Source organism: Kitasatospora sp. NPDC086009, assembly GCF_044540385.1.
Taxonomy (GTDB): domain Bacteria; phylum Actinomycetota; class Actinomycetes; order Streptomycetales; family Streptomycetaceae; genus Kitasatospora.
On record NZ_JBITSA010000005.1, the window covers coordinates 106286 to 128547 of the forward strand.

At 76.2% G+C, this 22262-nt stretch carries 2 protein-coding genes; both read right to left on the minus strand.

Translation table 11 applies throughout. The annotated features are described in order from the left end of the window. Positions 1-6: 6 nt before the first annotated feature. Complete coding sequence (locus ACIF6L_RS15060; RefSeq protein ID WP_396487264.1) at positions 7-9747, minus strand: amino acid adenylation domain-containing protein; 9741 nt, start codon at positions 9745-9747, stop codon at positions 7-9. After that, positions 9744-22202 carry an amino acid adenylation domain-containing protein gene (locus ACIF6L_RS15065; protein ID WP_396487266.1) on the minus strand — a complete coding sequence of 4153 codons (12459 nt, stop codon included), beginning with the start codon at positions 22200-22202 and terminating at the stop codon, positions 9744-9746. Before ACIF6L_RS15065 ends, ACIF6L_RS15060 begins: the two co-directional genes overlap by 4 nt. Positions 22203-22262: the final 60 nt, after the last annotated feature.

The window sequence follows — 22262 nt, forward strand, 5'->3', positions numbered from 1 at the left end:
GGGCGGTCAGCCGGAACAGGCCGGCGTGCTCTCGGGCTCCTCGCCGAGCGAGGCCGTGACGAGACGGTCGACGAGGAACTCGGCGAGCGCCGCCACGGTCGGCCGGGCCAGCAGGTCGGCGAGGCCGAAGTCACCGGCGAACTCCGCCCGGATCCGCTGGAGCAGCGACATCGCGAGCAGCGAGTGGCCGCCGAGGTCGAAGAAGTTCTCGTCGATCCCGAGTGCGGGCAGGCCCAGCACGTCGGTGAACGCCGCGTGCACGGCCTGCTCGCTCGGGTACCTCGGGCCGCGCAGCGGTCCCGACGCGGTGAAGTCGGTGGCGCTGGGCGCGGGGAGGGCCTTGCGGTCGAGCTTGCCGTTGACGGTCAGCGGCAGCTCGTCGAGCACCACGAACGCCGACGGCACCATGTACTCGGGCAGCCGGGCGGCCAGCATACGCCGGACCGCGGCGGCCTCGATAAGGGTACCCTCACCCGGCACCAGGTAGGCGACCAGGCGCTTGACGCCGGGGGTGTCCTCACGGACCAGCACGGCAGCCTGGGCCACGGCCGCCTCCAGGGCGATGGCGTCCTCGATCTCGCCGGGCTCGACCCGGTAACCGCGGATCTTCACCTGGTCGTCGGCACGGCCGAGGAAGTCCAGCAGCCCGTCCTGACGCCAGCGCACCACATCACCGGTGCGGTACATCCGGGCCCCCGGCTCGCCGAACGGGTCCGCGACGAAACGCTCCGCCGTCAGCCCCGCCCGGTTGAGGTAACCCCGCGCCAGACCCACACCCGACACGTACAGCTCGCCCGCCACACCCACCGGGACCGGCCGCAGACAGGCGTCCAGGACGTACGCCCGGGTGTTCCAGATCGGCCGGCCCACTGTCGCGGTCGCCGAGTCCCGCGTGCCGCCACCGAGGGTGTTGATGGTGTACTCGGTCGGCCCGTACAGGTTGTAGCCCATGACGCCCGGCGTCTCGCGCAGCCTGGTCCAGAGCGTCTCCGCCACCGCCTCACCCCCCAGCAGCACCAGCACCGGACGGTGCCGGTCCTCGTCCAGCAGACCCCGGTCGACGAGCGCCTGGGCGTAGGACGGCGTCACGTTGATGACGTCGATGGCGTACTCGGCGCAGTACGCGGAGAGCGCCTCGGCGTCGCGGCGCAGGGCCTCGTCCAGGACGTGCACCTCGTGACCCTCGACCAGCCAGAGCAGTTCCTCCCAGGACATGTCGAAGGAGAACGAGACAGTGTGCGCGATCCGCAACCGGCGGCCACCCGCGGACTCGACCACCGGATCGAAGATCGCCTCACGATGGTTCAACTGCATGTTCGTCAGACCCCGGTACGGCGTCACCACACCCTTCGGCCGACCCGTCGACCCCGAGGTGAAGATCACATACGCCGGACTGTCCTGATCCACCACCACACCCAACGGACCCTCCGGCAACGCCGCCAACTCGGCCACCACCTCCGGCGAGTCCAGCAGCAGCACACCCTCGAAAGCCGGCATCCGGGCGATCGCGGTCGAGTCCGTCACCAAACAGACCGGAGCGGTGTCCTCCACCATGAACGCCAACCGGTCCACCGGGTAGTCCAGCTCCAACGGCAGATACGCCGCACCCGTCCGCAGCACCGCGAACAACGCCGCCACCATCTCCAACGAACGCGGCAACCCCAGCGCCACCACCCTCTCCGGCCCCGCCCCCCGCGCCACGAACAACCGCGCCAACCGGTTCACCCGGGCATCCAACTCCGCGTACGACCACGACACCCCACCGAACACCAGCGCCGTCTCACCCGGCACCACCACCGCACGCTCCGCCAACAGATCCGCCACCGTCGCCCCCGGCAACCCACGACCCGTCGCCACCCACTCCCCCAACACCAGACCCCGCTCACGCACCGTCAACACATCCAGGGCGCCGATCCGGCGCCGCGGGTCGGCCGCGACCTGCTCCAGCAGGGCCAGCAGCCGCTCGACCAGGGCCTCGGCGGTGGTGCGGTCGTAGAGGTCGGCCGCGTACTCGAAGGCGATGTCGATCTCCTCCGTGGCGGAGTTCTCCTCGAAGTTGAAGTCGAGTTCGAACTTCGCGGCGCCCAGCTCGAAGGGCAGGATCCGGCTCTCCAGGCCGAGCAGGCGTCCGGCCTGGCCGTCGTTGTGCTGGTACCCGAGCATCACCTGGAACAGCGGGTGCCGGCCGGGCACGCGCGGCGGGTTGACCGCCTCGACCAGCCGGTCGAACGGCAGGTCCTGGTGGGCGAAGGCCGCCAGGTCGGTGTCCCGGGTGCGGGTCAGCAGCTCGGCGAAGGTCGGGTCGCCGGACAGGTCGTTGCGCAGGACCAGCGTGTTGACGAAGAAGCCGACCAGCCCGTCCAGCGCGCTGTCGGAACGCCCGGCGACGGGCGCCCCCAGGGGGATGTCCGTGCCGGCGCCCAGGCGGTGCAGCAGGGTGGCCACGGCCGCCTGGAGCACCATGAAGGTGGTGGTGCCGGTCGCCCGGGCGGCCTCGCGCAGACCGCGGTAGACGGCCGGGGGGACCTGGCCGCGCACGGTGTCGCCGCGGTAGCCGGCCACCGGACGGCGCGGGTGGTCGGTCGGCAGCGGCAGCTCCTCCGGCAGCCCGGCGAGTGCCTGCTTCCAGTACCCGGCCTGACGGGCGTGCAGGCTCCGCTCGTCCTCGGGCGAGCCGAGCAGCTCCTGCTGCCAGAGCGTGTAGTCGGCGTACTGGACCGGCAGCGGCGCCCAGTCGGGGGTGCGGCCGTCGGTGTGCGCCGCGTAGGCGCCGGTGAGGTCCTCGATGAAGGGGAGCATCGACCACTCGTCGCCCGCGATGTGGTGGAAGAGCACCACCACCACGTGGTCCTCCGGGCCGAGCTCCAGCAGGCTGACGCGCAGCGGCAGTTCGGCGGAGAGGTCGAAGCCGTACCGGACGGCGCTCCGGAGGTCGGCGTCCAGCGTCGACTCGGAGGAGCGGACCAGGTGCACGGCCGCCTCGGCCGCCGGGGCCTCCAGGATCCGCTGGTGGACGTCGCCGTCGCGCTCGGTGAAGACGGTGCGCAGGCTCTCGTGCCGCTGCGTCACCGAGCGGACGGCGGCGCCGAGGGCGGCCCGGTCCAGCGGGCCGGTGACCCGTACCACCAGGGGCACGTTGTAGGTGGCGCCCGAGTCGTCGAGGTTCTGCAGGAACCACATCCGGCGCTGGGCGTGCGAGAGCGGCAGGTCGGCCGGGCGCTCGCGGCGGCCCAGGGCGGGGCGCGGGTCGTCGCCGGCGCCGGCCCGGTGGGCGAGGCCGGCCGGGGTGGGTGCCTCGAAGAGGTCGCGGACGGTGAGCCCGGCGCCACCGGGCAGCGCGCGGACCCGGCCGATCAGCCGGGTGGCCAGCAGGGAGTGGCCGCCGAGGTCGAAGAAGTGGTCCTCGGGGCCGACCTCGGCGAGGCCCAGCACCTCGGCGAAGGCGCCGCAGAGGATCTCCTCCCGGGCGTCGCGCGGGGCGCGGCCGGGGCCGGTCCCGGTGCCGGCGGGCGCGGGGAGGGCCTTGCGGTCGAGCTTGCCGTTGACGGTCAGCGGCAGCTCGTCGAGCACCACGAACGCCGACGGCACCATGTACTCGGGGAGCCGGGCGGCGAGTTCGTTGCGGACGGCGGCGAGGTCCACGGCCGTCGCGGCGGGGACGAGGTAGGCGACCAGGCGCTTGACGCCGGGGGTGTCCTCACGGACCACCACGGCGGCCTGGGCCACGGCCGCCTCCAGGGCGATGGCGTCCTCGATCTCGCCGGGCTCGACCCGGTAGCCGCGGATCTTCACCTGGTCGTCGGCACGGCCGAGGAAGTCCAGCAGCCCGTCCTGACGCCAGCGCACCACATCACCGGTGCGGTACATCCGGGCCCCCGGCTCGCCGAACGGGTCCGCGACGAAACGCTCCGCCGTCAACCCCGCCCGGTTGAGGTAACCCCGCGCCAGACCCACACCCGACACATACAGCTCGCCCGCCACACCCACCGGGACCGGCCGCAGACACGCGTCCAGGACGTACGCCCGGGTGTTCCAGATCGGCCGGCCCACCGTCGCGGTCGCCGAGTCCCGCGTCCCACCGCCGAGGGTGTTGATGGTGTACTCGGTCGGCCCGTACAGGTTGTAGCCCATGACGCCCGGCGTCTCACGCAGCCTGGTCCAGAGCGTCTCCGCCACCGCCTCACCCCCCAGCAGCACCAGCACCGGACGGTGCCGGTCCTCGTCCAGCAGACCGGCCTCCACCAGCGCCTGGGCGTACGAGGGCGTCACGTTGATGACATCGATCCCGTGGACGTCCAGGTAGTCGGCCAGACCCTGGGCGTCGCGGCGCAGGGCCTCGTCCAGGACGTGCACCTCGTGGCCCTCCACCAGCCAGAGCAGTTCCTCCCAGGACATGTCGAAGGAGAACGAGACGGTGTGCGCGATCCGCAACCGGCGGCCACCCGCGGACTCGACCACCGGATCGAAGATCGCCTCACGATGGTTCAACTGCATGTTCGTCAGACCCCGGTACGGCGTCACCACACCCTTCGGCCGACCCGTCGACCCCGAGGTGAAGAGCACATACGCCGGACTGTCCTGATCCACCACCACACCCAACGGACCCTCCGGCAACGCCGCCAACTCGGCCACCACCTCCGGCGAGTCCAGCAGCAGCACACCCTCGAAAGCCGGCATCCGGGCGATCGCGGTCGAGTCCGTCACCAGACAGACCGGAGCGGTGTCCTCCACCATGAACGCCAACCGGTCCACCGGGTAGTCCAGCTCCAACGGCAGATACGCCGCACCCGTCCGCAGCACCGCGAACAACGCCGCCACCATCTCCAACGAACGCGGCAACCCCAGCGCCACCACCCTCTCCGGCCCCGCCCCCCGCGCCACGAACAACCGCGCCAACCGGTCCACCCGGGCATCCAACTCCGCATACGACCACGACACCCCACCGAACACCAGCGCCGTCTCACCCGGCACCACCACCGCACGCTCCGCCAACAGATCCGCCACCGTCGCCCCCGGCAACCCACGACCCGTCGCCACCCACTCCCCCAACACCAGACCCCGCTCACGCACCGTCAACACATCCAGGGTGCGGACCGGGCGGTCGGGGCGCTCCAGGATCTGCTCCAGGAGGGCCAGCAGCCGCTCGGCGTGCTCCTCGACGACGGCCCGCTCGAAGACGTCCGGGCGGTACTTCCACTCGAAGGTGAGGTGCTCGCCGGGGTTGGTGATGAAGATCAGCGGGAAGTGCGTCGCGTCGACGTCCGTCACCTGGCGCAGGCCGAGGCGCTCGCGCAGGCGGTCCCGCAGGCCCTCGTCGGCCGGGGTGTTGCGGAGCACCTGGAGGGTGTCGAACAGCCGGCCGAAGCCGGTGCCGCGCTGGATCTCGCCCAGCCCGGTCTGGTGGTGCGCCAGCAGGGCGCTCTGCTCGTCCTGGAGGCGGGTGAGGAAGGCGGCGACGCCCTCCTCACCGTCCAGCCGGGCCCGGACCGGCACCGTGTTGAGGAACATGCCGATGGTGGCGTCGATGCCGGGCAGCTCGGCCGGGCGGCCGGAGACGGTGGCGCCGAACACCACGTCCTCGCGGGCCGTCAGACCGGCCAGCAGCAGGCCCCAGGCGCCGGAGAGCACGGTGTTGAGGGTCAGGCCGTGCTCCCGCCCGAAGGCGGCCAGCCGCTCGCCGAGCCCGGCGGGGGCCTCGACGACGACCTCCTCCGGCAGCAGCGCGGCCCGCTCGCGGGCCTGCGGGGCGAGCAGCGTCGGCTCGGCCAGGCCCTCCAGCGCGGAGCGCCAGGCGGCCCGGCCGGCCTCCTGGTCCTGGCCGGCCAGCCAGCGCAGGAAGTCCCGGTAGGGCAGACCGGCGGCCGGCGGGCGCTCGCCGGCGCAGCGGGTCAGCACCTCCTGGAGGAAGAGCCCGGAGGACCAGCCGTCCCAGAGCAGCGCGTGGTTGGTGATCAGGACGCGCTGGCCGCCGTCGGGGGCGAGCACCGAGACCAGCCGCAGCAGCGGCGGCGCGGCGAGGTCGAAGCGGGTGAACGCCTCGCGCTCCTTGAGGAGGCGCAGTTCGGCCTCGAAGTCGTCCGTGCCGAGCGCCGAGAGGTCGACCTCGGTGAGCGGGACGTCGACGGCGCGCGGCAGGAACTGCACCGGGCGCTCCAGGCCGTCCTGGAGGAAGCCGGCCCGCAGGTTGGGATGGCCGTCCAGCACGGCGGCCACGGCGGCGCGCAGCACCTCCAGCGGGATCCGGGCGGTCAGCGAGAGCACGTCGCGCGAGGTGTGGACGTCCAGCGCCTGCTCGTCGTACCCGGCCTCGAAGAGCAGGCCCTCCTGGAGCGGGGAGACCGGCCAGACGTCCTCGATCTCCAGCTTGGGCACGGCGGCGCGGACGAGGGCCAGTTCGGCCTCGGTCGCCGGGGGCAGCTCGGGCAGCTCCGGGGCGGCGCCGGCCGCCTCGCGGCGGTCGGCCAGCTCGGCGAGGGCGGCCGGGGTGCGGCGCTCGAACACGTCGCGCGGGCTGAGCGAGAGCCCCTCGGCGCGGGCGGCGCCGATCAGCCGGATCGAGGAGATGCTGTCGCCGCCGAGGCGGAAGAAGTCGACCTCGACGCCGGCCCGCGGCAGGCCGAGGACCTCCGCGTACAGGTCGCAGAGCAGCCGCTCGGTCTCGGAGCCGGCGTCCCGGCCGGCCGCCAGGCCGGTGTAGGCGAGCGCCTCGTCGGGCAGTGCGGCCCGGTCGAGCTTGCCGTTGACGGTCAGCGGCAGCGCGTCCAGCACGGCGAAGGCGGACGGCACCATGTACTCCGGCAGCCGGGCGGCGAGCGCCCGGTGGAGTTCCTCGGTGTCGAGCAGGGCGTCCCGGGCGGGGACGACGTAGGCGACGATGCGCCGGACGGCGCCGGGCCGGACCAGCACGGCGGCCTGGGCCACGCCCGGCTGCCCGGCCAGCGCGGCCTCGATCTCGCCGAGTTCGATCCGGTAGCCGCGGATCTTCACCTGGTCGTCGGTGCGGCCGAGGTACTCGACCTCACCGTCGACCAGCCGCCGGACCAGGTCTCCGGTGCGGTACATGCGCTCACCCGGGGCGAACGGGTCGGCGACGAACCGGCCGGCGCTCAGGCCGGGCCGGTCCAGGTAGCCGCGGGCCAGCTGCGGGCCGGCCAGGTACAGCTCACCGGGCACGCCGACCGGGACCGGCCGCAGCAGGCCGTCCAGCACGTGGGCGCGGGTCCCGCGCAGCGGGCGGCCGATGACCGGGGCGGCGCTGTCCGCGAGGTCGGCGACCAGGGCGTCGACGGTGAACTCGGTCGGGCCGTAGTAGTTGACGGCGGTGACGCCCGCCTCGCCGCGCAGCCTGGTCCAGAGCGGCTCGGGCAGCGCCTCGCCGCCGAGCAGCAGCACCGCCGGGCGGTGCTCGCCGGCCAGCAGGCCGCTGTCGAGCAGCTGCTGGGCGTACGAGGGGGTGACGTCGAGGGCGTCGACGCGGTGGGCGCGGGTGTAGCCGACCACCGCCTCGGCGTCCCGGCGGTCGTCCTCGCCGAGGACGTGCAGCTCGTGGCCGCCGATCAGCCAGATCAGCTGCTCCCACGAGGAGTCGAAGGAGAACGAGGCGGTGTGCAGGGCGCGCAGCCGGGCCCGGCCGGTGGCGCGCAGCGCGTCGGCGAAGGTGGTGGCCAGGTGGTCGTGGATCAGGTTGCCGAGGCCGCGGTGCGGGATCACCACGCCCTTGGGCCGGCCGGTGGAGCCGGAGGTGTGGATGACGTACGCGGCGGCGTCGGGGTGGACGGGACCGCCGCGCTCGGCGTCGGTGAGCGGGCCGGCGGGTAGCGCGGCGAGGTCGGCGGCGGTCCGCGGGTCGTCCAGCAGCAGGACGGCGGCGCCGGGCACCTCGGGCAGCCGGGCGGCGACCTGGGCGGTGGTCAGGACGACGGCGGGGCGGGCGTCCGCCAGGAGCAGGGCGAGCCGCTCGTCCGGGTGGTCGAGGTCGATCGGCAGGTAGGCGGCGCCGGCCCGCAGGACGGCGAGCAGCGCGGTGACCGACTCGGCGGAGCGCGGCAGCGCGAGGGCGGCGATGTCGTCGGCGCCCAGGCCGTGGGCGCGCAGCAGCCGGGCCAGCCGGTCGGCGGCGGCGTCCAGTTCGGCGAAGGAGAGCTGGACGGGGGCCGGGCCGCCGGTCAGGCCGGGGCCGACCAGGGCCCGGGCGTCCGGGGTGCGGGCGGCCCGGTCGGCGAACAGGTCGGCGGCGGTGGCGTCCGGGACGCGGTGCTCGCCGCCGGAGACGGTGGCGGGCAGCGCGGCGCGCTCGGCGGCGTCGAGCAGGTCCAGCCGGGCGAGCGGGGTGTCCGGGTCGGCGGCGAACGCGGCGAGCAGGCGCAGGAAGCGGTCGGCGATCCGACCGGCCTCGGCCTCGGTGAACAGCTCGGGCCGGTACTCCAGCTCCAGGCGCAGCCGCTCGCCGGGCAGCACGGTCAGGCCCAGCGGGTAGTGGGTGGCGTCGCGGGCGCCGAGCGCGGTGACGGCCAGGCCCTCGACGGTGCCCAGGCTCGTGCGGAGCGCGTCGCCGCCGCCCTGGTAGTTCTCGACCACGAGCAGGGTGTCGAAGAGCGCGCCCTCGACGTCGGCGAGCCGCTGGATGGCGCCGAGGCCGAGGTGCTGGTGGGCGATCAGCTCGGCCTGCTCGCGCTGGACGGCGGCGGCGGCGCCGGCCAGGGTGGCGCCGGGGGCGAGCCGCACGCGCACCGGCACGGTGTTGATGAAGAGGCCGACCATGGTGTCGGCACCGGGCAGGTCGTCGGGGCGGCCGGAGACGGTGGTGCCGAAGACCACGTCGGCGGTGCCGGTGAGCGAGCCGAGCAGGACGCCCCAGAGGGTGTGGGCGAGGTTGCCGAGGGTCAGGCCCCGGCCTCGGGCGGCCTCGGCGACGGCGGCGGAGAGTTCGCGCTCGGCGTGCAGGGTGACCACGGCCGGTTCGACGGCGGTGGCGACGCCGGCGCCCGGCGCGACCGGGTGGGTCTGGGCGAAGCCGGCCAGCGCGGCGCCCCAGGCGGCCTCGGCGGCGGCGGTGTCGCGGGTGGCGAGCAGCGCCAGGTGGTCCTTGTAGGGGCGGACGGCGGGCAGCGCGGCGAGGTCGCCGGCCGACCCGTAGAGCGCCAGCAGCTCGCGCACCAGGATCGGCATCGACCAGCCGTCGAGCAGCAGGTGGTGGCAGGTGATGACGAGCCGGGAGCGGTCCGGCCCCAGCCGGAGCAGGGCCAGCCGCAGCAGCGGCGGGGCGTCCAGCTCGAACCGGTGGTGCCAGTCCTCGTCCATCGCGGCCAGTACCGCGGTGTCCTGCTCCGCCCCGGCCGGGGCGGTCAGGTCGACCACCCGCAGCGGGGTCTCCACCTCGCGCTGGACGAACTGGACGACCGCCTCCGGGTCCTCGTACCAGAACCCGGCGCGCAGGTTGGCGTGCCGCACCAGCAGCGCGTCGACGGCGGCGGCCAGCCGGGCGGCGTCGACCGGGCCGGCCAGGTCGAGGTGCGACTGCACGACGTAGACGTCGCGCGCCTCGTCGTCGTAGAGCGCGTGGAAGAGCAGCCCCTCCTGAAGGGAGGAGAGCGGGTAGACGTCCTCCAGGGCCGACGCGGCCGGGGCCTGGGCCTGCGAGTCGTCGATCGGTGCGGTGGAGTCGTTCGTCACGGGGTTCTCGGTCCTGGGGGTGGGGTGGCGGTCGGTGGGGTCGGGGGCGGCGGCGCCGCCCGGTTCGCGGCTCATCGGCGGCGCCTGCGCAGCCGCGACTCCAGCCGGTCGATCTGGGTCTGCTTGAGCCGGACGAGGTCGAGGTCGGACGGCGTCACCCCGCCCGCGTCGCCGCCGGCGGCGTGCCGGGCGAGCGCGTCGAGCGCGGCGAACCAGGAGTCGGCCAGCGCCGCCACCTCGTCCTCGCCGAACAGCGCGCCCGGCCAGCTCCACTCGACCGTCAGCTCCGGGCGGCCGTCGGGGCCGGCGGCGACGACCGCGTCGATCTCCAGCGGGTAGCCGGCCGGCATCAGCCGGTCGGGGCCGGCCGCGGCGGCGACGGCGGTGCGCTCGTCCTGCGGGGCGAACGCCCAGCCGCCCTGCGGTCCGGAGCCGGTGTCCGTCCGGCCGCGGTAGTTGAACAGCACCTCGGAGCGGGGCACCGCGGCCAGCAGCGGCGCGGTCTGCGCGTTGAGGTGGCGCAGCAGGCCGAAGCCCAGGCCCCGGTCGGGGGCGGCCCGCAGCTGCTCCTTGACCTGCTTGAGCGCCTGGCCGGTGAGCGCGCCGCCGGTCATCGCCTCGGCCGGGTCCAGCCCGGTCAGGTCGAGCCGGACGGGGTGCACGGTGGTGAACCAGCCGACGGTGCGAGCGAGGTCCGGGGTGAGTCCGGCCGCCTCGCTGCCGCCCCGGCCGTGGCCCTCCAGGTCGACCCGGACGGCCGGTGCGGCGCCCGGGCGGGCGGCGGCCACGCCGAGGGCGAGGCCGGCCAGCAGCACGTCGTCCACGCCGGCGCCGAAGGACTGCGGCAGGACTGTCAGCAGCGGCTCGGTGCGGTCGGCGGGCAGGGTGCGGCGCAGCGTGCGCAGAGTGGCGACGGTGTCCCGGGCCGGGTCGGCGGTGAGGCCGCCGAGCGGCCCGGCCGGACCGTCGAGGACCTCCCGCCACTGCCGGGCCTCGGCGATCCGGCCGCGCTCGTGGGCGTGCGCGAGCAGCTGCTCGGACCAGGCCCGCAGGCTGTGGGCCTCCGGTTCGAGGGCCGGGCGGCCGCCGGCCGCCAGCGCCTCGTAGGCGGTGCGCAGGCCGGGCAGCAGGGTGCGCCAGGAGACCCCGTCCACGGCGAGGTGGTGGACGGTCAGCAGCAGCCGGCCGTCGGTGTCCGGGCCGGCGTCGAACCAGACGGCGCCAAGGACCCGGCCGGTGCCGGGGTCGAGCGCCGCCGCGGCCGAGTCCGCCTCGCGGGTCAGCAGGGCGGTCCACCCGGCGGGTCCCGCCTCCCGCGCGCCCCGGGCGTCGACCCGGCGCAGGGTGCGCGGGTCGGTCAGGGCGGGGGCCGCGTCGGCGGCCAGGACCTCCTGGGTCCAGAGGCCGTCGGTGCGGTCCAGCCGCAGCCGCAGCGCGGGGTGGCGGGTGGCGAGGGCCGCCAGCGCGTCGCGCAGGGGCTGCTCCCGCAGCCCGGCCGGGACGGTCAGCAGGACGGACTGGTTGAACCGGTCGATCGGGCCGCCGCGTTCGCGCAGCCAGTGCACCACCGGCAGGGCGGGCAGCTCGCCGTCGGCGGGCGGCGCGGCGGCCGACGGGCCGGCGAGGGCGGGTGCGGCGGGCGTGCCCAGGCCCTTGGCGGCGGCGAGCGCGGCCGGGGTCGGGTACTGGAAGACGTCCTTGGCGGCGATCGGGAAGCCGGCCGCGCGGGCCCGGCTGACCAGTTGGATGGAGACGATGCTGTCGCCGCCGAGGGCGAAGAAGTTCTCCTCCTCGCCGACCTCGGGCAGGCCCAGCACCTCGGCGAAGATCCTGGCCAGCGAGCGGCCCGGGGTCTGCCCGGCCGCCGCGGGGGCGGCGGCCGGGCGGCGGGCCGGGTCGGGCAGCGCCTTGCGGTCGAGCTTGCCGTTGACGCTCAGCGGCAGCGCGTCCAGCACGGTGACGGCGGCCGGGACCATGTGCTCGGGCAGCACCGCGGCCACCGCGGCGCGGACGGCGTCGCCGCCGACCGAGGCGCCCGGCTGCGGGACGACGTAGCCGAACAGCTGGCGGGCGCCGCCCTCGGTGACGGCGCGGGCGGCGACGGCCGCCTGGGCCACGCCCGGTGCGGCGGCCAGCGCGGCCTCCACCTCGCCGAGTTCGATCCGGAAGCCGCGGATCTTCACCTGGTCGTCGGTGCGGCCGAGGTACTCGACCTCACCGTCGACCAGCCGCCGGACCAGGTCTCCGGTGCGGTACATGCGCTCGCCCCGGGCGAACGGGTCGGCGACGAACCGGCCGGCGCTCAGGCCGGGGCGGCCCAGGTAGCCGCGGGCCAGCTGGACACCGCCCAGGTACAGCTCGCCGGGCACGCCGACCGGGACCGGCCGCAGCCGGGCGTCCAGCACGTACAGGCGGGTGTTCCAGACGGGGCGTCCGATCGGGACGACGCCGGAGCCGGCCCAGGCGCGGTGGTAGGTGACGTCCACGGCGGCCTCGGTGGGCCCGTAGAGGTTGTGCAGCTCGATCTGCGGCCAGAGGGCCGCGAAGCGCTCGACCGCCGCGGGCGGCAGCGCCTCGCCGGAGCAGAACACCCGGCGCACCCCGGCGAAGCGGTCCCGGACGGTGCGGTCGGCCTCGGCCACCGCGGTGAAGGCGGTGAGCATCGAGGGCACGAAGTGCGCGGTGGAGATGCCCGCGCCGGCGGCGAGCGCGGCCAGGTACTCCGGTTCCCGGTGGCCGCCGGGCCTGGCCAGGACCACCCGGGCGCCGCTGACCAGCGGCAGGAAGAACTCCCAGACCGAGACGTCGAAGCCGGCCGGGGTCTTCTGCAGGATCCGGTCCTGCGGGGTGATGCTGTAGACCTCGCGCATCCAGTCGAGCCGGTTGACGACCGCCCGGTGCGGGACGACGACGCCCTTGGGGCGGCCGGTCGAGCCGGAGGTGAAGATCACGTAGGCGGGGTGTTCCGGCTCCGGGGCGACCGGCTCGGCCTGCGGCCCGTCGGCGTCGACGCCGAGCACCGGCACGCCGGGGACGACCGGCAGCGCGCCGGCCGTGCCGGGCAGGGTGAGCACGCAGACCGGGGCGGCGTCCTCGACCATCGCGGCCAGCCGGTCCGCCGGGTACTCGGTGTCCAGCGGCAGGTAGGCGGCGCCGGACTTGAGCACCGCGAGCAGGGCGACCATCAGCTCGACCGAGCGCGGCACGGCGACCGCGACGATCCGGTCCGGTCCGGCGCCGTGCGCGGCGAGGACGCGGGCCAGCCGGCCGGCCCGCTCGTCCAGGCCGCGGTAGGTCACCTCCGCGCCCTCGAAGGCCACCGCGACCGCGTCGGGCGTGGCGGCGACCCGCTCGGCGATCCGGGTCACCAGGGTGCCCGGCGCCACCTCGCGGTCGGTGGCGTTCCACTCCCCCGCGAGGCCGCGCCGCTCCTGGGCACCGGTCAGCTCGACCCGGGCGGCCGGGCGGTCCGGCGCGGCCAGCGCCTGCTCCAGCACCCGCAGCAGGCGGGCGCCGAAGAGCCGGCCGGTGGAGCGGTGGAAGAGGTCGTCGGCGTAGATGACGGTCAGGTCGGTGTGGTCGCCGTCGGCGGACTCCACGAAGGTGAAGGCCAGGTCGAAGCGGGCCGCGTGCACCGGGTCGGGCAGCAGCGTGGTGCGGGCGCCCAGCAGGCGGTCCAGGCCGCCGGCCTCCTTGCGGTGCTGGACCATCACCTGGAACAGCGGGTGGCGGCCGAGCGAGCGCTCCGGGTTGACGATCTCGACCAGCCGGTCGAACGGCAGGTCCTGGTGGGCGAGCGCGCCCAGCACGGTCTCCCGGGCGCGGGCCACCAGGTCGTCGAAGGTCGGCTCGCCGGAGAGGTCGTGACGCAGCACCAGGGTGTTGACGAAGAAGCCGACGACCGGCTCCAGCACCTCGTCGGCGCGCCCGGCGACCGGGGTGCCGAGCGCCACGTCGGTGGTGCCGGCGAGCCCGCCGAGCAGCAGCGCGGCGGCCGCCTGGGTGACCATGAACGGGGTCGCGCCGCTGCGCTGGGCATAGCCGCGCAGCGCCCGGTGGAGGGCGTCGGGCAGCCGCAGCCGTACCGCGCCGCCCCGGCCGGTGGCCTCGGCGGGCCTCGGCCGGTCGGTCGGCAGGGCGAGTTCGGCCGGCAGGTCGGCCAGCCGCCGCGTCCAGTAGCGGGCCTGGGTGGCGGCGCTGCCGTCCTGGTCGGCGAGCAGGTCGGCCTGCCAGAGCGCGTGGTCCGCGTACTGGAGCGGCAGCGGCTCGAAGACCGGCGCCGTGCCGGCCAGGCGGGCGGCGTAGGCGTGGTCGAGGTCGCGCAGCAGCACCCCCTCGGACCACTCGTCGCCCGCGATGTGGTGCAGCGCGACGCTCAGCACCGACCGCTGCGGCCCGGCGCGGAGCAGGGTGGCGCGGACCGGGATCTCCTCGGCGAGCTCGAAGGCGTAGGCGCCGGCGGCGGCGACCGCCCGGTCGAGCCGGCCCGCCGCGACCTCCGCCACGGTGAAGGGCACGCCGGCCTGCTCAGGGGTCAGGATCCGCTGGTGGGGCCGGCCGTCCCGGTCGGGGAAGACCGTCCGCAGCGCCTCGTGCCGGGCCAGGACGTCCGCGAAGGCGGCGCGCAGCGCGTCGGTGTCGACGGCGCCGTCGATCCGCAGCGCGCACGGGATGGTGTACGCGGTGCTGGGGCCCTCCAGCCGGTACAGGAACCAGAGCCGGGCCTGCGCGGCGGAGAGCGGCAGCGGCTCGGGGCGGGGCCGCGCGGCCGGGGCGGGGCGGCCGGTGGCGGCGGTGGCCAGCCGGGCGGCCAGGGCCGCGGCGGTGCGGCTCTCGAAGAGGTCCCGCACGGCGACCTCGACCCGCAGCGCGGCGCGGAGCCGGCCGACCACGCGGGTGGCGAGCAGGGAGTGGCCGCCGAGGTCGAAGAAGTCGTCCTCGACCCCGGCCTGCGGCAGGCCGAGCACCTCGGCGAAGACGCCGCAGACCACGGCCTCGCGCTCGTCGCGCGGGGCGCGGCCGGCGGGCGCCGCGAAGGCGCTCGCCTCCGGCTCGGGCAGGGCGTGCCGGTCCAGCTTGCCGTTGACGTTCAGCGGCAGCGCCGGCAGCGGCACGATCGCGGCCGGGACCATGTACTCGGGCAGCGACCCGGCCAGCGTCCGGCGCAGGGCGGCCGGGTCGGCCTCGCCGCCGGGGGCGGGCACGACGTAGCCGATCAGCCGCTTGACGCCGGTGGCGGTGGCGCGGGCCAGCACGGCGGCCTGGGCCACGCCGGGCAGGGCGGCCAGCGCGGCCTCGACCTCGCCGGGCTCGATCCGGAAGCCGCGGATCTTCACCTGGTCGTCGTCGCGGCCCAGGTAGTCCAGCGTGCCGTCGCCGCGCCAGCGGACCACGTCGCCGGTGCGGTACATCCGCTCGCCGTCGCCGAACGGGCAGGCGACGAAGCGGCCGGCGGTCAGGCCGGGGCGGTTGCCGTAGCCGCGGGCCAGGCCCTCGCCGGCGATGTACAGCTCGCCGGGGACGCCGGCCGGGACGGGCCGCAGCCGGGCGTCCAGCACGTAGACCCGGGTGTTGCCGATCGGCCGGCCGACGCACGGGGTGGGGCTCTCGTCCAGGGCCGCGCCCAGGGTGTCGACGGTGTACTCGGTCGGGCCGTAGAAGTTGTGGCCGAGCACGCCCTCGGTGTCGCGGATCCGGCTCCACAGGGCGTCGCCGACGGCCTCGCCGCCGACCAGGAAGAGCAGCGGGCGGTGCTCCGCCGAGTCGAGCAGGCCCCATTCGACCAGCTGCCGGCCGAACGACGGGGTGACGTCCAGGGTGTCGATCCGGTCGGCGAGCAGCCGGGCGACCAGGGCCTGCGGGTCGCGGCGCAGGTCCTCGCCGTAGACGTGCAGCTCGTGGCCGCGGATCAGCCAGAGCAGCTGCTCCCAGGAGGAGTCGAAGGAGAACGACGCGGTGTGCGCGGCCCGCAGCCGGCGGCCGCCGGCGGCCCGCTCGGCCCGGGCGAAGACCGTCCCGCCGTGGTGCTCCAGCATGTTGGCCAGGCCGCGGTGCGGCACCTGGACGCCCTTGGGGCGGCCGGTGGAGCCGGAGGTGTGGATGACGTAGGCGAGGTCGTCGGGGTCGGGGCGGACGGGGTCGGCGTCCAGCGCGCCGAGCCGGCCGGTGGTCAGGGTGCCCAGGCCGTGCCCGGCGAGGACCGGGCGGGTGCGGGCGACCTCGTCGGTGGTCAGGGTGACCAGCGGTTCGGCGTCGGCGAGCATCAGCGCGATCCGCTCGTCCGGGTGGTCGAGGTCGACCGGCAGGTACGCGGCGCCCGACTTCAGCACCCCGAGCAGGGCGGCCACCAGCTCGGCCGAGCGGGGCAGCGCCAGCGCGACCACCCGGCCGGGGCGGGCGCCGAGCGCGGCGAGGTGGCGGGCGGTCAGCTCGACCCGCCCGGCCAGCTCGGCGTAGCTGAGGCGCCGGTCGCCGAAGACCACGGCGGTGTCGTCGGGGGTGGCGGCGGCGCGGGCCTCGAAGGCGTCGACGACCGTCCCGGCGGGGACCTCGCGGCCGGTGGCGTTCCAGCCGCGCAGCAGCGTGTCGCGCTCCCGCCCGTCCAGGACCTCCAGCTCGCCGACGGGCGTCCCGGGCCGGGTGGCGACGGTCTCCAGCACCCGCAGCAGGCGGGCGCCGACGGCGGCGGCCTGCTCGGCGGTGAACACGTCGGCGCGGTACTCGACGGTGAGCCGCGGCGCCTCGCCGGGGAGGGTGAGCACGGTCAGCGGGTAGTGGGTGGCGCCCCGGTTGCCGATGCCGGCGACCCGCAGGCCGCGGGCGGTCAGCCGGTCGGGGTCGACCGGGTAGTTCTCGAAGACCAGCAGGGTGTCGAAGAGGGTGCCGTGCCCGGCGAGCGCCTGGATGTCGGCCAGGCCGAGGTACTGGTGGTCGAGCAGCGCGGACTGCTGGGCCTGCAGCCGGGTGAGCGCCTCGACGGCGGGCTCGTCCTCCTCGGGGCGGAAGCGGACCGGCACGGTGTTGCTGAACAGGCCGACCATGGACTCCACGCCGGGCAGGTCGCCGGGACGGCCGGAGACGGTGGCGCCGAAGACCACGTCCGCGCGGCCGGTGAGACGGCCGAGCAGGATCGCCCAGGCGCCCTGGACCAGGGTGTTGAGGGTGAGTCCGTGCGCCCGGGCGGTGCCGGTGAGCGCCGCCGCGAGCTCGGCGGACAGCGGCAGGTGGATCTCGGCGCCGGCGGCGGCCGGGCCGCCGGCCGGGCGGCCCAGGGTGTCGGCGAGCAGGGTCGGCGCCTCCAGGCCGGCCAGCGCCTCGCGCCAGGCGAGCGTGTCGGCGCCGGCGTCCCGGGCGGCCAGCCAGCCGAGGTGGTCGGCGTACGGGGTGGTGGCGGGCAGCGCGGCGCTCGCGCCGCCGTCGCCGTAGGCGGTGACCAGCTCGCGCAGCAGGACCGGGGTGGACCAGCCGTCCATCACGATGTGGTGGCGGGTCAGCACCAGGCGGTGGTGGTCCGCGCCGAGGGTGACGAGCGCGCAGCGCACCAGCGGCGGCCGGGCGAGGTCGAACCGGCGGGAGGCCTCCCCGTCCTCGATCCCGGCGACCGCGGCGTCGCGCCGGTCGGCGGGCAGGGCGGTGAGGTCGTGCTCGGTCCAGGGCACCGTGACGGTGTCCGCCACCAGCTGGAGCGGGTGCTCGCCGATCGCGGTGAAGCCGGAGCGCAGCGCGGAGTGCCGGTTGACCACGGCGTCCACGGCGCGGCGCAGGGCCGGCCGCTCCAGCGGGCCGCGCAGGTCCAGCGAGGTGAGCGAGGTGTAGAGGTCGTCGGTGCCCTCCTCGCGCTGGTAGAGGGCGTGGAAGAGCAGGCCCTCCTGGAGCGGGGAGAGCGGCAGGACGTCGACGGTGCCGGGGTGTTCGGCCGCGATCCGGTCCAGCAGCGGCTGGCTGACGGCGGCCAGCGGGACGTCGCTGGGGGTGAGCCCGCCGGCGTCCGGCCGGGCGGCGTACGCGGCGAGGGCGTCCAGCGCGGCGAACCAGCGCTCGGCGATGTCGCGGACGGCCTCCTCGGTCAGGACGCCGTGCGGCCAGGAGAGGGTGACGGCGAGTTCGGCGCCGTCGGGGCCGTCGTGGACGAAGGCGCCGACCTCCAGGGCGTGGGCGGTGGGCAGCGCGGGGTCGGCGCCGGCCGCGACGGCGTCGCCGGCCTCGCGGGCGACGGTCCAGTGCGCGCCGTCCGCGGTGAAGCGGCCGAGGTAGTTGAAGAGCAGCTGCGGCTGGTCGGCGTCGGCCAGGGCGGGGCCGGAGACCGGGTCCAGGTGGCGGAGCAGGCCGTAGCCGGCGCCGGCGTTGGGCAGGGCCCGCAGCTGCTCCTTGACCAGGGCCAGGGCGCGGCCGGCGGCGGCGCCACCGGTCAGCGCCTCGTCGAGGTCCAGGCCGGCCAGGTCGAGGCGGGCCGGGAACTCGGTGGTCAGCCAGCCCACGGTGCGGGTGGTGTCGGCGCCGGGGACGAGCTGGTCCTCGCGGCCGTGGCCCTCCAGCCGCAGCAGCAGGTCGGCGCGGGCGCCGGCGCCGTGCCGGTCGCGGCGGCGGCCGAGCAGGGCGAGCGCGAGACCGGCGAGCAGGGTGTGGTCCACGCCGGCCCGGTGGGTGGCGGGCACCGCGGTGAGCAGCGGGGCGGTGCGGGCGGCGGGCAGCGTGAGGCGCAGCCGGCGGGTGGTGGCGGCGGTGTCGCGGGCCGGGTCGAGCGGGCGGTCGCCGAGCAGCGGGCCGGCGCCGTCGGCCAGCACGGCCTGCCAGCCGGGCAGTTCGGCGCGGATCCGGTCACCGGTGGCCGCCTCGGCGAGGCCGAGGGCCCAGCCCCGCGGCGAGGTGGCGACCGGGTCGAGCGGGCGGCCCTCGTAGGCGGCGCGCAGGTCGGGGAGCAGGATGCGCCAGGAGACGCCGTCCACGGCCAGGTGGTGGGCGGCGAGGACGAGCAGGCCGTCGGTGTCCGGGCCGGCGTCCAGGTGGACGGCCTGCAGCACGACGCCCTGTTCGGGGTCGAGCCGGTCGACGGCGGCCTCGCGCTCGATCGCGGCGGCGGCGGACAGCTCGGCCGGGGCGACGGTGAGGTGGCGCAGCCGCTCGGCGGCGGGGGCGCTGCCGGCGGGCCGGATCTGCTGGGTCCAGGTGCCGTCGGCGGCGATGTCCAGGCGCAGCCGCAGGGCGTCGTGGTGGTCGGTCAGGGTGTCCAGGGCGGCGGTGAGCCGGGCGCGGTCGAGGCCGGCCGGGACGGTGACCACGGTGTGCTGGCTGAACCGGGTGACCGGGCCGCCGCGCTCGCGCAGCCAGGAGCTGATCGCGGTGGCGGGCAGCGGGCCGGTGCCCTCGACGCCGGCCCGGCGGACCGCCGGGGCGGTCTGCTCGGCGACGGCGGCGATCCGGGCGACGGTGCGCCGTTCGAAGACCACCCGGGGGGTGAGGGCGAGGCCGGCCCGGCGGGCCCGGCTGCCGAGCTGGATGGCGGAGATGCTGTCGCCGCCGAGGGAGAAGAAGTTGTCGTCGACGCCGACCGTGTCCAGGCCGAGGACCTCGGCGACGAGGTCGGTGAGGATCCGCTCGGTCTCGGTGCGCGGGGCGCGGGCGGCGCCGTCGCCGGCCTGCCGGGGGGCCGGCAGCGCCTTGCGGTCGAGCTTGCCGTTGAGGCTCAGCGGGAGCGCGTCGAGGCCGACCAGGACGGCCGGGACCATGTGCTCGGGCAGGGTGGCGGCCAGGGCGGCCAGCAGGTCGTCCGGGTCGGCGGGGGCCGGGGCGACGTAGCCGACCAGTTGGCGGGCGCCGCCGGGGGTGAGCTCGCGGGCGGTGACGGCGGCCTGGGCGACCCCGGGCAGCGCCTCCAGGGCGGCCTCGATCTCGCCGAGTTCGATCCGGAAGCCGCGGACCTTGACCTGGTCGTCGGTGCGGCCGAGGTACTCGACGGTGCCGTCGGGGGCCCAGCGGACGAGGTCGCCGGTGCGGTAGAGCCGCTCGCCGTCGGCGAACGGGGAGGCGACGAACCGCTCGGCCGTCAGGCCGGGGCGGCCCAGGTAGCCGCGGGCCAGCTGGACGCCGGCCAGGTACAGCTCACCGGGCGCGCCGACCGGGGCGGGGCGCAGCCGGGCGTCCAGTACGTACAGGCGGGTGTTCCAGACCGGGCGTCCGATCGGGACGACGCCGGCGCCGGGCTCGGTGGGGTGGTGGGTGACGTCGACGGCCGCTTCGGTGGGCCCGTAGAGGTTGTGCAGCGGGACGTCGGGCAGCGCGGCGTACCAGCGCTCGACGACGTCGCCGGGCAGGGCCTCACCGGAGCAGAAGGCGCGCCGCAATCCGCCGCAGCCGGCGGCGGCGGTCGGCTCCTCCAGGAAGGCGCGGAGCATGGACGGCACGAAGTGCAGGGTGGTGACGCCCGTGTCGGCGATCAGGGCGGCGAGGTAGGCCGGGTCCTTATGGCCCTCGGGGCGGGCCAGGACGACGGCGGCGCCCTCGCAGAGCGCCCAGAAGAACTCCCAGACCGAGACGTCGAAGCTGGCGGGGGTCTTCTGCAGGACGCGGTCCTCGGGGGTGAGGCGGTAGGCGTGCTGCATCCAGGCCAGCCGGTTGACGATGGCGCGGTGCGGGACCACGACGCCCTTGGGGCGGCCGGTGGAGCCGGAGGTGTAGATGACGTAGGCCGCGGAGTCGGGGTCGACGGCGGGCAGGGCGGTCGTGGTGGCGCCGGCGGGGGTGTGGCCGGGGCCGATCAGGACGGCGGCGGCGCGGGCGCTCTCCGGCAGCCGGTCCAGCACCTCGGGGACGGTGACGACGCGGACCGGGCGGGCGTCCTCGATCATGTGGGCGAGCCGGTCGGCCGGGTAGTCGGCGTCCAGCGGCAGGTAGGCGGCGCCGGTCCTGAGGACGGCGAGCAGGGCGACCATCAGGTCGGCGGAGCGCGGCACGGCCACGGCGACCACGGTCTCCGGGCCGGCGCCGGCGGCGGCCAGCGAGCGGGCCAGCGCGTCGGAGCGCTCGGCGAGCATGGCGTAGCTGAGCGTCTCGCCCTCGAAGACGACGGCGGGGGCCTGCGGCGTGGCGGCGGCGCGCTCCGCGATCCGGCTGACCAGGGTGCCCTCGCGGACCTCCCGGGCGGTGGCGTTCCAGTCGTGCAGCACGGCGGCCCGCTCGGCGTCGGCGAGCAGCGGCTGGTCGCCGATCGGCCGCTCCGGGTCGGCGGCGAGCCGGGCGAGCAGGCCGGCGCAGCGGTCGGCGTGCAGTTCCAGCACGGCCTGGGTGTAGAGCTCCGGGTTGGCCCCGAACTCCAGCACCAGCCGGTCGTCCGGGGTCTTGGTGACGGACAGCGAGAGGTCGTCGACCGGGCCGGAGGCCAGGGTGACGGTCTGTCCGGGGCTGCCCGCGAAGTCCAGCGCGAGGTCGAAGGGCTTGATGTTGAGCAGCGGCCCGTGGAGCCGGTGGTCGGTGCCGACCAGGCCGAGGTCGCGGCGGATCTCCTCGCCCCGGTGGCGCTGGTGGCGGCGGGTCGCGGTGAGCTCGGCGGCGGCGCGGCGCATCAGCCCGGTGTGGCTGTCCGTCCCGGCGACGGCGATCCGTACGGGCAGGATGTTGACGGCCATGCCGGGCACCCGCAGGGTGCCGGGGGCGGTGCGGGCCATGAAGTGCATGCCGAGCACGACGTCCGGCGTCCCGGTCATCAGGTGCAGGTAGCCGGCGAGGGCGGCGGCGGCCGCCTCGGCCCAGGTCGCGCGGGCCGCCCGGGCCGAGGCGAGCACGGCGGCCGAGTCCTCGGCGGTCAGTTCGGTGCGGTGGTACCGGGCGGCGGGCGCGGCCTGGGCGGTCGCCTCGGTGAGGCCGACGACGGCGGGGCGGTCCGCGAAGCGGGTGTTCCAGTACTCCCGGCCCTCGGCGGCGGCGGGGCCGGCGAGGTACTCGCGCTCGGCCTCCAGCAGGACGGCGAGCGGGCGCAGCGGGCTGTCGGGCACGTCGGTGCCGGCGGCGAGGGCGGTGTACACCTCGGCGACCCGGCGGGTGAGGAGCGCGACGCTGTAGCCGTCGACGACCAGGTGGTGGAACCACTGGAACCAGAGGTGGCGCTGCTCGCCGACCCGGACCAGCAGGGCGCCGTGCAACGGGCCGGCCTCGGGGCCCTCCAGCGGGGTAGGGACGGCGAGTTGGGCCCGGACGAGCGCGGTGGCGGCGGCCACCGGGTCGGCGGCGGCGCTGGTGTCGAGCCGGGGCAGCTGCCAGGCGTCGGCGTCGAAGGCGGTGGGCAGCTGGACGGTGCGGCCCTCGTGCTCGGCGAGCCGGACGTGCAGGCCGTCGGCCTCGGCGAGGGTCCGGCGCAGCGCCCGCTCCAGCAGCGCGGGGTCGAACGGCCCGGTGATCTCGACGTACTGGCCGACGTTGTAGGCCGGGTTGTCCGGGTCGATCCGCTGTGCGGCGAGTACCCCTGCCTGTGCCGCCGTCAGCTCCTGGAGGACTGCGGCCGGCTCGACCTGCGTGGTGTTGGTGCCCGCCTGAGGCATGGTCGGCCCTTCCCGGTTCGGTGCGGCCCCGCCGACGATGCAAGCCCGGGGCGCTCGCTG

What these genes read in the sequence shown, in the direction of transcription:
- ACIF6L_RS15060 (WP_396487264.1), bottom strand. Translation starts at nt 9,747, where the DNA reads ATGAGCCGCGAACCGGGCGGCGCCGCCGCCCCCGACCCCACCGACCGC.
- ACIF6L_RS15065 (WP_396487266.1), bottom strand. Translation starts at nt 22,202, where the DNA reads ATGCCTCAGGCGGGCACCAACACCACGCAGGTCGAGCCGGCCGCAGTC.